The sequence below is a fragment of the Streptomyces sp. NPDC056600 genome, assembly GCF_042792855.1.
Taxonomy (GTDB): domain Bacteria; phylum Actinomycetota; class Actinomycetes; order Streptomycetales; family Streptomycetaceae; genus Streptomyces.
The window spans coordinates 1-11,642 of sequence record NZ_JBHTVQ010000040.1 but is presented as its reverse complement, the minus strand read 5'-3'; the positions used below and the strand labels follow the sequence as shown (position 1 = coordinate 11,642).

Here is an 11,642-nt window from a genome sequence, read left to right as displayed (position 1 = left end):
GTTCAGTGGGCGCACGCCCAGGACGCGGCGGCGGTGGCCGCCTCCGCCTTGGCGCGCAGCGCGCGCACCGCCTCGGCCGGGTCCTCGGCGCTGTACACCGCGGAACCGGCCACGAACACGTCGGCGCCGGCCTCGGCGCAGCGCTCGATCGTGGACTCCGAGACGCCGCCGTCGATCTGCAGCCAGAGCTCGAGACCGTGCTTGGTGATGAGCTCACGGGTGCGGCGGATCTTGGGCAGCATGATGTCCAGGAAGGCCTGGCCGCCGAAGCCGGGCTCGACCGTCATGATCAGCAGCATGTCGAGCTCGGGGAGCAGGTCCTCGTAGGGCTCGATCGGCGTGGCCGGACGCAGCGCCATGGAGGCGCGGGCTCCCTTGGCGCGGATCTCGCGGGCCAGGCGCACCGGCGCGGCCGCCGCCTCGACGTGGAAGGTGACGGAGCCGGCGCCGGCCTCCACGTACTGCGGGGCCCAGCGGTCGGGCTGCTCGATCATCAGGTGACAGTCCAGCGGGGTGTCCGTCGCCCGCGCCAGGGACTCGACCACCGGCACGCCGAGGGTCAGGTTGGGCACGAAGTGGTTGTCCATCACGTCGACGTGGAGCCAGTCGGCCCCGGCGACCGCCTTCGCCTCGTCGGCGAGGCGCGCGAAGTCGGCGGACAGGATGCTCGGGTTGATCTGCACGGCCATGCCCACAGCCTCCCATGGAGCGGGCCCCCGGGCGGCATCCGGGGGCCTTCCACTTTCCGCCCGGGGCCGGTCGCAGGGCCCGGTCGGGGGCGCGCCCCGGGTGCGGTCGTTACGCGACGCGGCGCAGCAGCGCCAGATACATCGCGTCGGTGCCGTGCAGGTGCGGCCACAGCTGGACGTCGGGTCCTGCCCCGAGGTCGGCCACGCCCGGCAACAGGGGCCGCGCGTCGAGGAGTTCGGCCTCGCCGGCGTGCTGCTTGAGCACGTCGTCGACGACGGCACGGGTCTCCGCGAGGTGCGGGGAACAGGTCACGTAGCCGACGACCCCGCCGACCCGCACCGATTCCAGTGCGGTGCGCAGCAGTGCCCGCTGCAGCGGGGCGAAGCCGTCCAGGTCCTCGGGACGCCGCCGCCAGCGGGCCTCCGGGCGGCGCCGCAGCGCGCCCAGGCCGGTGCACGGCACGTCCATCAGGACGCGGTCGAACGAGCCGGGACGCCACGGCGGGCGCGTGCCGTCGGCGGTGATCACCTGGTACGGGCCGGGGTTGCCTTCCAGTGCCCGGGCGACAAGGCCTGCCCGGTGCGGCTGCTTCTCCGAGGCGAGCAGCACGGCCCCGCGCTCGGCGGCCAGCCCGGCGAGCAGCGCCGCCTTGCCGCCGGGGCCCGCGCAGCCGTCCAGCCAGGCCTTGTCGGGGCCCTCCAGCGGCGCGTTGGCCAGCGCCAGCGCGACCAGCTGGCTGCCCTCGTCCTGGACGCCGGCGCGGCCCTCGCGCACGGCCTCCACCGCTCCGGGCTCGCCGCCCTCGGTGAGCCGGACCGCGTACGGGGACCAGCGCCCCGGCGCGGCCGCCTCCTCGTCCAGCGACTCCAGCAGCTCGGCCGCGGTGGCCCGCCCGGGGCGCGCCACCAGGGTCACCTCGGGCCGCTCGTTGTCCGCGGCCAGCAGCTCCTCGACGCCGGCCCGGCCGCCGCCCAGGGAGTCCCACAGCGCGGAGACCACCCAGCGGGGGTGCGAGTGGACCACGGCGAGGTGGTCCTCCGGGTCCTCGTCGTAGGGCGGGGCGACCTGCTCCAGCCAGGCGTCGAGGTCCTGCCGGGCGATCTTGCGCAGCACGGCGTTGACGAACTTGGCGCGGCCGTCCCCGAGCACCACGCGGGCCAGCTCCACGGTGGCGGAGACCGCCGCGTGCGGCGGGATCCGGGTGCCCAGCAGCTGGTGCGCGCCGAGCGAGAGGACGTCGAGCACCGGCGGGTCCACCTCGCGCAGCGGCCGGTCGACGCAGTCTGCGATGATCGCGTCGTAGGTGCCCTGGCGGCGCAGCGTGCCGTAGACCAGCTCGGTGGCCAGGGCGGCGTCGCGGCCGTCGAAGCCCTCCTTCTCGCGGGCCTTGCGCAGCAGCGGCGGCAGGACCAGGTTGGCGTACGCGTCCCGCTCGTCGACGGCGCGCAGCGCCTCGAAGGCGAGGACACGGACCGGGTCCTTCTGGGGCCGGCGGTACGGCTTGGCGGGCCTGCGGGGGCGGCGGGAGGGGTCGCTCACGAAAAAGGTGCTCCGGATCAGTCATCGAGAAGGTGGTACCTCCCCAGACTACGGCCCGCGGCGCCCCGCTCCCCCGCCGACCGCCTCAGCCGCCCAGCGTCTCCCCGGCGGCGATCCGCACGCCGCGGGCCCAGTCGGCGGCGCGCATGGGCTTCTTGCCCTGGGGCCGCAGCCACATCAGCTCCACGGCGTGCGAGCCGGTGCCGACGTACACGTTGTTCTTGGCCGCGGCGATCTCGCCGGGCGCCAGGTCGGTCCGGTCGGGGACCGGGGTGACCTGGGTGAGCTTCAGGCGCTCGCCGCGGAAGGTGGTCCAGGCGCCGGGGGCGGGGTTGCAGCCGCGCACCACCCGGTCGACCCGCAGGGCGGGCGCCGCCCAGTCGACGCGCGCGTCGTCGACCGTGATCTTCGGGGCGAGGCTGATCCCGTCGGCGGGCTGCGGCACGGGCTTGAGGGCGCCGTCCTCGATCCCGTCCATGGTGGCGGCCAGCAGGCCGGCGCCGGCCAGCGACAGGCGGGTGAGCAGGTCGCCCGCGGTGTCGGTGGGGCGGACCGTCTCGGTGACGGTGCCGTAGACGGGGCCGGAGTCCAGGCCCTCCTCGATCAGGAAGGTGGACGCGCCGGTCATCTCGTCGCCCGCCATCACGGCGTGCTGCACGGGGGCGGCGCCGCGCCAGGCGGGCAGCAGCGAGAAGTGCAGGTTGACCCAGCCGTGGGCGGGGACGTCGAGGGCGACGCGGGGCAGCAGGGCGCCGTAGGCCACCACCGGGCAACAGTCGGGGGCGATCTCGCGCAGCCGGGCCAGGAAGGCCTCGTCGCGCGGGGTGGCGGGCCTGAGCACCTCGATGCCCGCCTCCTGGGCACGCTCGGCCACCGGGCTCGCCACCAGCCGGCGGCCCCGTCCGGAGGGCGCGTCGGGGCGGGTGACGACGGCGGCCACCTCGTGCCGCCCGGAGGCGATCAGTGCGTCCAGGGCGGGGAGGGCGACCTCGGGGGTGCCTGCGAAGACGAGCTTCATGGGTGGGTCAGGGCCTCTCGGGGCGGGGATGCGGGCGGCGCACCAGTCTAGGAGGCCACGGGGCGTCCCGGGGCGCGCGGCGAGGGCCGAGCGCCCCCGCGACCGTGACCCCCCGGGGGTCGGGAGCGTTGGTCAAAGGAGAGTTGACCACAACGGGCCGCCTTCGTCGCGGCCGATCCTTTCATCGCCGGTTCGAGAGGCTTGTTCATGGCCGACCACGCAACCCACGACGCCCAGGCTCGGGCCAGCCTGCACCTGCTGGTACGGGACATCGAGCGGGTCCGCCGGCAGGTGGACGCGTTGCGCACGCTCACCGCCCAGCTGGGGAACGTCTACCGCCCGCGCCGTACGGGTTCCTCCGCCGGCTTCGTCGTCTACGGGCGGGCGCCGGCGCCGACGGTCCGTCTCGCGCAGGAACTGCGCGACAGTGTCGAGACGCTGGTCACGGCGGCGGTGGACTTCGACCGGTCGCTGGGGTTCTCGTGGGACGCGGTGGGGTCCGCGCTGGGGGTCACCAAGCAGGCGGTGCACCGGCGGTACGGGGCGCGGAGGGCGGCGCAGCAGGCGGCCGCCGAGGCGGAGCGGCAGTCCCGGCAGCAGCCGCCCCCTGCCCCGGGTGACCTCCCCACGGTCCCCGCGGCCCGCCAGCCCCTCCCCGACCGCCCCACCCCCTTCCCCTCCCCCCGCAACGGCACGTAGGGGGTCGCCCGTCGCGTCACCCTGCGGGCGGACACCCCCGCCACTCCTCCGCAGGGGGCCACGACACCCACCCTTCGGGCACCCTCGGGGCTCGCACCCACCACCCCCTGCAGGCGGCTGGGCCGCCCAGGGGGCGTCGCCCGCAGGGCATAGGGGGCGTGACGTGGGATGCCGCCGCGTGGTGGCTCCGCCATGCGAACGGGAGGTCCTGCAGGACGGCACCGGCGCCCGCAGGCGAGGTCAGCCGATGTCCGGGGGGTCGATGCGGAGGCGAACGGGGGTGGCGCCGCCGCGGGCCATGCGGGCGGCCTGCGCGGACTTGAGGGCGGCGGCCAGCGCGGCCCCCCGCCCCGGCGGCACCCTCACGAGAGCCCGCTCCCAGATCTCCCCCGGCGGCGGCGCCCCCCGCCGGGCACCCCCCGCCCTCCCCGCCGGCGTCACCGGCAGCGGCACGGGCCCCAGCACCTCCGCCTCCCGCGGCAGCTCCGCCGCCGCGAGGAACTCCGCCACCGCCTCCGGCGGCCCCGACACCGCGGCCATCCGCGACACCGGCGGGAACCCGAGCTCGGACCGCTCCGACAGCTCGCGCAGCGCGTGCCCCACGGGGTCCCACCGCACCAGCGCCTGCACCGGACGCAGCGTCGGCTCGGCGACAACCACGACCGTCCCCCCGGCCTCCTGCCCCCGCACCAGCGCCGCCGCCGCGATCCACCGCCGCAGCGCCTGCTCGTCGGAGCGCAGGTCCTGCCGCCCCAGCATGGCCCAGCCGTCGAGCAGCAGCGCCGCCGCGTAGCCGCCCTCCGCGACCGGTTCGGCGCCCGGCGTCGACACCACCAGCGACGGCGTGCCCGGCACCGTGTCCAGCACCTGTTCGCGCCCCGAGGTGCGCACCGGCACCGAGGGGAAGGCCCGCCCCAGCTCCTCGGCGGTCCGCCGCGCACCCACCACGCTGGCCCGCAGCCGGAACGCCCCGCACTCCGGGCAGTGCCACCGCGGCTCGGCCCGCCCGCACCAGGCGCACGCCAGCCGCGACTCGTCCTGTCCCTCCAGGGGGCCGGCGCAGTGCCGGCACCGGGCGGGCGTCCGGCAGTTCGCGCAGGCCATCCGCGGGGTGTAGCCGCGCCGCGGCACCTGCACCAGGACCGGTCCGCTGCGCAGACCCTCGCGTGCGATCTGCCAGGCGAGGGTGGGCAGCCGGGCGCTGCGCGCCGCCTCGTCCCGCGCGAGGTCATGGTCGCCGACGGTCCGCACCAGCGGCGCGGCGGCCCGCACCAGCCCCCGCCCGGCGACCAGCGGCCGCGCCCAGCCGCTCTCCACCAGCTGCGCGGCCTCGACCGTGGTGGACCACGCGCCCAGCAGGAACCCGCACCGGGCCTGGGCGGCTCGCAGCTCGAGCACCTCCCGGGTGTGCGGCTGGGGGGCGTGCGGCTCGCTGTGACTGTCGTCGCCGTCGTCCCACACCACCACCAGGCCGAGATCGCGGACCGGCGCGAACATGGCGGCGCGGGTACCGACGACCGCGCGCACCGAGCCGCGCCGCACCGCCAGCCACTGGCGGTAGCGCTTCTCGGGCCCGGCGTCGGCGGTCAGCAGGACGTGCCGGGCCTCGCCCAGCACGGTGGTCAGCGCGGCGTCGACCCGGGCGGCGGTCCGCCCGTCGGGGACGACGACCAGCGCGCCGCGCCCGGAGGCCAGGGTGGCGGCCACCGCGCGGGCGATCTCCTCGCTCCAGCCGGGGCCCGGCAGCGCGTTCCACACCGCCCGCGGGGAGCCGCCGACGGCCAGGCTCTCCAGGAACGCGGACCCCTGCTCGTAACGGCTCCAGGAGCCGGGGGCGGGCGCGGCGGGCGGCGGCAGCGGCTCGGGCGAGGGGGCCCGCTCGGCGCCGGCGTTGCGCGGCGGGACGGCGAGCTGGAGCACGTCGGCGAGGCTGCCGGCGTAGCGGTCGGCGACGGCACGGCAGAGCGCCAGCAGGTCGGGGCCGAGCACCGGCTCGGGCGAGACGACCTGCGCGAGCGCGGCGAGCGGGCCGCTGTAGTCGGACTCGGCGAGGCGCTCGACGATGAAGCCGTCCACCAGCCCGCCGCCCTCGCGGCGTCCGCCGCGGACCCGGCCCCGGCCCGCGCCGAAGCGGACCCGCACCCGGACGCCGGGCTGTGCGTCGGCGTCCAGGTCGACGGGCACGGCGTAGTCGAAGTAGCGGTCGAGGTGCAGGACGCCCTTGTCGACGAGGACGCGCGCCACGGGAAGGTGCTCGGCGACGGGCGCGCCGCGCCAGGTCCGCGGCTTGGCCTTGGGCGCCTTCTCCTTGCCCTCGCGGACGCCCGCCCGGATGAGCGCGAGCTGCTCGGGCGGCGCGCCCGTCGCGCTGCCCTCCTGCGAGGTCTCTTCGCTGCTCACGCCGCCATTCTTCCACCGCCCTCGGACACCGCGCCGCGCCCGGCCCGGCTTCGCCCACCGGTTGCGGCGCCTCAGTGGTTGACGGGTCTGCCGACCTCCACGGTGCCGAACCGCACCCGGATGCCGCATGCTCGAACGATGTTGATCGACGTCGAGAAGATCGCGCGGTTTCCCTGGAGTCCCTGGCTGGCCCAGATTCAGACGCCCTTCGGCAGGACCGCGGTCCGCTGGTGCGGTGACGAGAACGCGGAGCCGGGCGAGTACCACGTCGAGTGGACGGTCGACGCCGAACTCACCTGGGGGCGGAACGCCAAGCCGGCTGGCGCTGCCGGGGCGGAAGTCCGGCCCGGTGGACACTGCGTCGTCCTGCGCGGACTTCTGCGCCTCACCGAGGACGGGGCCGCCGTGCTGGACCTGGACGGCAGTCCGATTCTGCTGGACATCGCCGGTCCGCTGCCGGAGGACGTCGACGGCACGTGGATCGAGCTGTTCGTCGAGCGCGAGAAGATCAGTTTGTACCCGTACGAACTCTGACGTGCCGCCCCGTCCCGCGTCGCGCGGGGAAAGGGTCTTGGGACACACCCGAGGCCCGGCCGCTGCCTCGAAGGGCGCGGCCGGGCCTCGTCACGAACAGGGGAGGATCAGGCCCCCGCGGCCTTCTTCAGCTCCTCGACGCGGTCCGTGCGCTCCCAGGTGAAGTCGGGCAGCTCACGGCCGAAGTGGCCGTAGGCGGCCGTCTGGGAGTAGATCGGACGCAGCAGGTCGAGGTCGCGGATGATCGCGGCCGGACGCAGGTCGAAGACCTCGGTGATGGCGGCCTGGATCTTCTCCACGTCGACCTTCTCGGTGTCGAAGGTCTCGACGAACAGGCCCACCGGCTCGGCCTTGCCGATCGCGTACGCGACCTGGACCTCGCAGCGCGCGGCGAGGCCGGCGGCGACGACGTTCTTGGCCACCCAGCGCATGGCGTACGCGGCGGAGCGGTCGACCTTGGACGGGTCCTTGCCCGAGAAGGCGCCGCCGCCGTGGCGGGCCATGCCGCCGTAGGTGTCGATGATGATCTTGCGGCCGGTGAGGCCGGCGTCGCCCATCGGGCCGCCGATCTCGAAGCGGCCGGTCGGGTTGACCAGCAGGCGGTAGCCCTCGGTCTCCAGCTTGATGCCGTCGTCGGAGAGCGCCTTCAGCTCCGGCTCCACCACGTACTCGCGGATGTCCGGGGTGAGCAGCGAGTCCAGGTCGATGTCCGAGGCGTGCTGCGAGGAGACGACCACGGTGTCCAGCCGGACCGCCTTGTCGCCGTCGTACTCGATGGTGACCTGGGTCTTGCCGTCGGGGCGCAGGTACGGGATGGTCCCGTTCTTGCGCACGTCCGACAGGCGCTTGGAGAGGCGGTGCGCCAGGAAGACCGGCAGCGGCATCAGGGTCGGCGTCTCGTCGGAGGCGTAACCGAACATCAGGCCCTGGTCGCCCGCGCCCTGGCGGTCGAGCTCGTCCTCGTCACCCTCGACACGCGCCTCGTAGGCCGCGTCGACGCCCTGGGCGATGTCGGCGGACTGCGAGCCGATGGAGACCGACACGCCGCAGGAGGCCCCGTCGAAGCCCTTCTTGGAGGAGTCGTACCCGATCTCGAGAATCTTCTCGCGCACCAGCTGCGGGATCGGGGCGTAGGCCTTGGTGGTGACCTCGCCGGCGACGTGCACCAGGCCGGTGGTGATCAGCGTCTCGACCGCGACACGGGAGGTCGGGTCCTCGCGCAGGAGCGCGTCGAGAATGGTGTCGCTGATCTGGTCAGCGATCTTGTCGGGGTGACCTTCGGTCACGGACTCCGAGGTGAACAGGCGACGGGACACAACGCTCCCTGGGTTTGCAGCGGCTGCTGGCTGAATCTTGGGCGACGACGCGGGGCTGCGCCCGGACGTCCGGCACAGTCTAGTAGGTGTTGCCCGTTTGGCGGGCCATCGATCTCACCCTACGGGCGGAAGAGGCCGGGACGGACCGGAACATCCGGCACATCACACCCCGCGCGCGCCCGGGTGCGGCTCACGGGTCGAGACGTCCGGCGACCAGGTCCCAGACGATGTCGGCCAGGTCCTCCTTGGGGCCGCGCGGCACCGGCGTCTCGCTGCCGTCGGCGCCGAGGACCAGGGCCTCGTTCTCCTCGGACCCGAAGGTGAGGTTCTCCCCGACCTGGTTGACCACCAGGAGGTCGCAGCCCTTGCGCTTCAGCTTGGCCCGGCCGTTGGCGACCACGTCGTGGGTCTCGGCGGCGAAGCCGACCACCACCTGGCCGGGGCGGGAGCGCCGGGCGGAGATCTCCGCGAGCACGTCGGGGTTGCGCACCAGCGCGACCGGCTCCGGCTCCTGGCCGTCCTTCTTCTTGATCTTGCCCTCGGCGTAGTGGGCCGGGCGGAAGTCGGCGACGGCGGCGGACATGACCACGGCGTCGGCCTCCCGGGCGGCCGCCACCACGGCCTCGCGGAGTTCGACGGCGGTGCCCACGCGGACCACGTCCACGCCCGCCGGGTCGGGCAGGGCGGCGTTGGCGGAGACCAGGGTGACCCGGGCGCCGCGGGCGGCGGCGGTGCGGGCCAGGGCGTAGCCCTGCTTGCCGGAGGAGCGGTTGCCGAGGAAACGGACCGGGTCCAGCGGCTCGCGGGTGCCGCCCGCGCTGATCACCACGTGACGTCCGGCCAGGTCGGGTTCGGCCGGTCCGCGGGTCAGCACGCGGCGGCAGATCTCGAAGATCTCGGCCGGGTCGGGGAAGCGGCCCTTGCCGGTGTCGACGCCGGTGAGGCGGCCCACGGCCGGCTCGATCACCACGGCGCCGCGGCGGCGCAGCGTGGCCACGTTCTCCTGGGTGGCCGGGTGCTCCCACATCTCGGTGTGCATGGCGGGCGCGAAGACCACTGGGCAGCGGGCGGTGAGGAGGGTGTTGGTGAGCAGGTCGTCGGCGAGGCCGTGGGCCGCCTTGGCCAGCATGTCGGCGGTGGCGGGGGCCACCACGACCAGGTCGGCGGCCTGCCCGATGCGCACGTGGGGCACCTCGTGGACGGACTCCCACACCTCGGCGGAGACCGGGTGGCCGGAGAGCGCGGACCAGGTGGGCGCGCCGACGAACTGCAGTGCCGAGGCGGTGGGCACCACCCTGACGTCGTGGCCGGACTCGGTGAACCGCCGCAGCAGCTCGCACGCCTTGTAGGCGGCGATGCCGCCGCTGACGCCCAGGACGATCCGGGGCCGGCCGTCCCTCTCGTGCTCGTGCACCGTCGTCTCCACCGTGTCTCTCCCCTGCAGTGCGTACCTGTGCCGGTCCCGAGCCTACGGCGGGCCGGCGGCCGTCCCGGAGGGTGTCCGGGCAGACCACAGGCCCGGCAGGTCGCTGCCGGGCCTGTGGCTGATGAAAACACGCGGCTCCACGGAGCCGGCGAGTCAGCGCGTGGGGTCCGTCGCCGGGCCGTCGACGGCCTCGGAGGTGAGCAGACCGGCGTTGATCTCGCGCAGGGCGATCGAGAGGGGCTTCTCGTGGACGTGGGTGTCGACGAGCGGGCCCACGTACTCGAGGAGGCCCTCACCGAGCTGCGAGTAGTACGCGTTGATCTGGCGGGCACGCTTGGCCGCGTAGATCACCAGGCTGTACTTCGAGTCGGTCGCCTCGAGGAGCTCGTCGATCGGCGGGTTGATGATGCCCTCGGGCGCGGTCATGGAAGAGGACACGCTCTGACCTTCCGATAAGGATGAATGAGATCTGGGAGCTGTCCCGCCCGGATCGCTCCGACGGGATCGGCGGGCACCGGGCCCACCCTGCGACGGTCCTCCCGACCGCCGGACAGGTCCGTGACCTGTCGCGTGCCGGCCCGCGCGTTCTGGCACGCGTTTCGGCCGACACCCCGGAGTATAGCTTCGCGCCCGGACGATCCGCGCAGCGTACCTCGCGCGGACCCTTCGCACGAGGGGCCGGGGAGGTCCGTCAGACGGCGCCCATCAGCGCCAGCAGCTCCCGGGCCACGGCGTCCACGGAGGTGTTGACCAGGGTGACGTCGAACTCCGGCTCGGCGGCCAGTTCCACCGTGGCGGCCTCCAGCCGGCGCTCGATCACCTCGGGCGACTCGGTGCCGCGCCCGGTGAGGCGGCGCACCAGCTCGTCCCAGGAGGGCGGCGCGAGGAACACCAGCTGGGCCTGGGGCATGGACTCGCGCACCAGGCGGGCGCCCTGGAGATCGATCTCCAGGAGCACGGGCTTGCCCGCCTCGAGCCGCTCCATCACGGCGCCCCGAGGGGTGCCGTAACGGTTTCCCGCGAACTCGGCCCATTCCAGCAGCTCGCCGTTGGCGATCATCTTGTCCATCTCCTCGTCGGTGACGAAAAAGTAATGGACACCGTCCTGCTCGCCCGGGCGGGGCTTGCGGGTGGTCGCCGAGACGGAGAGCCACACGTCGGGGTGCTCGTTGCGCATATGGGCGACGACCGTGCTCTTGCCGACCCCGGAGGGGCCGGAGAGCACGGTCAGACGCGGACGTACGTCCTGGGGGACGGGGGTGGTCGTCCCCCGGGGTGTTGCAGCCATGCGCCGATTATTCCAGTAATCCCGGGTGGTCCGGGACTCAGGAGGCGCTGCCGCCGAACTCCCGCTCCAGGGAGGCGATCTGGTTGGAGCCAAGGCCACGCACCCGGCGGCTCTCGGAGATCCCGAGTCGCTCCATGATCTGCTTGGCGCGGACCTTGCCGACGCCCGGCAGCGACTCGAGCAGGGCGGAGACCTTCATCTTGCCGATGACGTCGTTCTCCTGGCCCTGCTTGATGACCTCGTGAAGGGAGGCGCCGGAGTGCTTGAGTCGATTCTTGACCTCGGCCCGCTCCCGGCGAGCCGCGGCGGCCTTTTCGAGCGCGGCTGCGCGCTGTTCGGGGGTAAGGGGCGGAAGAGCCACGCCTACGTCACCTCGGATGTCGAACTGTCGGATACGGACCGGTGAGGAACTCGCTTGCCCCACAGCCGGTGAGCCACACACCACAGTTGGCCTGTGGCTCTGGTCGGAGACTAGCGGTCCGGGCAGCGAGAGTCAGCGAGAACGACGGAAAAGTCCTGGTCAGACTCAGGAGCGGCCCGATAGCGCCCGACATTTACGACAAACCGGAGCGGTTTTGCGCGGAGGAAGGCGGAGATACGGATGAAGCGGGTCCGCCACGGGGGGCCATCCCCCTGGCGGACCCGCGTACAGGGCGCCCAGCGCCCACCGTCGGCGGGCCCGCTCAGCCGGCGACGGCCCAGCGGCCCACGGCGGCGAAGCGGTCGGCCGCG

At 74.3% G+C, this 11,642-nt stretch carries 11 protein-coding genes; 2 read left to right on the top strand and 9 right to left on the bottom strand.

Going from position 1 to position 11,642, the window contains the following annotated elements; genetic code table 11:
• Nucleotides 1–2 precede the first annotated feature (2 nt).
• From rpe to fmt, 3 genes are all read right to left on the bottom strand, one after another.
• The gene (gene rpe, locus ACFRAV_RS20100) at nucleotides 3–689 is read right to left on the bottom strand and encodes a ribulose-phosphate 3-epimerase (protein WP_382557460.1); all 687 of its coding nucleotides are present in this window, start codon (nucleotides 687–689) and stop codon (nucleotides 3–5) included.
• A 109-nt stretch (nucleotides 690–798) separates the two neighbouring features.
• Nucleotides 799–2,229 carry an RsmB/NOP family class I SAM-dependent RNA methyltransferase gene (locus ACFRAV_RS20095; RefSeq protein WP_382557458.1) on the bottom strand — a complete coding sequence of 477 codons (1,431 nt, stop codon included), beginning with the start codon at nucleotides 2,227–2,229 and terminating at the stop codon, nucleotides 799–801.
• A gap of 85 nt (nucleotides 2,230–2,314) precedes the next feature.
• A complete protein-coding gene (fmt, locus tag ACFRAV_RS20090; RefSeq protein WP_382557455.1) occupies nucleotides 2,315–3,247 on the bottom strand; it encodes a methionyl-tRNA formyltransferase in 933 nt (310 codons plus the stop codon).
• Nucleotides 3,248–3,454: 207 nt separating this feature from the next.
• On the opposite strand from fmt, the gene ACFRAV_RS20085 reads away from it, so the two are divergent.
• Entirely contained in the window at nucleotides 3,455–3,946 is a 492-nt protein-coding gene (locus tag ACFRAV_RS20085; protein WP_382557453.1) for a hypothetical protein, read from the top strand.
• Nucleotides 3,947–4,186: 240 nt separating this feature from the next.
• Here the strand turns inward: ACFRAV_RS20085 and ACFRAV_RS20080 are convergent, their stop codons facing one another.
• Nucleotides 4,187–6,346, bottom strand: coding sequence for a primosomal protein N' (locus ACFRAV_RS20080; protein ID WP_382557451.1), 2,160 nt, complete (start codon nucleotides 6,344–6,346; stop codon nucleotides 4,187–4,189).
• A 138-nt stretch (nucleotides 6,347–6,484) separates the two neighbouring features.
• Here ACFRAV_RS20080 and ACFRAV_RS20075 point away from each other — a divergent pair, with 138 nt between their 5' ends.
• A complete protein-coding gene (locus ACFRAV_RS20075; protein WP_382557448.1) occupies nucleotides 6,485–6,880 on the top strand; it encodes a hypothetical protein in 396 nt (131 codons plus the stop codon).
• Nucleotides 6,881–6,987: 107 nt separating this feature from the next.
• Here the strand turns inward: ACFRAV_RS20075 and metK are convergent, their stop codons facing one another.
• The 5 genes from metK to ACFRAV_RS20050 all read right to left on the bottom strand — a co-directional run bounded on the left by metK (nucleotide 6,988) and on the right by ACFRAV_RS20050 (nucleotide 11,271).
• Entirely contained in the window at nucleotides 6,988–8,196 is a 1,209-nt protein-coding gene (gene metK / locus ACFRAV_RS20070; RefSeq protein ID WP_382557445.1) for a methionine adenosyltransferase, read from the bottom strand.
• A 190-nt stretch (nucleotides 8,197–8,386) separates the two neighbouring features.
• A complete protein-coding gene (gene coaBC / locus ACFRAV_RS20065) occupies nucleotides 8,387–9,622 on the bottom strand; it encodes a bifunctional phosphopantothenoylcysteine decarboxylase/phosphopantothenate--cysteine ligase CoaBC (RefSeq protein WP_382557442.1) in 1,236 nt (411 codons plus the stop codon).
• A gap of 153 nt (nucleotides 9,623–9,775) precedes the next feature.
• Nucleotides 9,776–10,060: a DNA-directed RNA polymerase subunit omega gene (rpoZ, locus tag ACFRAV_RS20060; RefSeq protein WP_108957089.1), complete on the bottom strand. Its 285-nt coding sequence runs from the start codon at nucleotides 10,058–10,060 to the stop codon at nucleotides 9,776–9,778.
• A 253-nt stretch (nucleotides 10,061–10,313) separates the two neighbouring features.
• Nucleotides 10,314–10,910 carry a guanylate kinase gene (gmk, locus tag ACFRAV_RS20055; RefSeq protein ID WP_382557440.1) on the bottom strand — a complete coding sequence of 199 codons (597 nt, stop codon included), beginning with the start codon at nucleotides 10,908–10,910 and terminating at the stop codon, nucleotides 10,314–10,316.
• Nucleotides 10,911–10,947: 37 nt separating this feature from the next.
• Nucleotides 10,948–11,271: an integration host factor gene (locus ACFRAV_RS20050; RefSeq protein ID WP_108957087.1), complete on the bottom strand. Its 324-nt coding sequence runs from the start codon at nucleotides 11,269–11,271 to the stop codon at nucleotides 10,948–10,950.
• Between the last annotated feature and the right edge of the window lie 371 nt (nucleotides 11,272–11,642).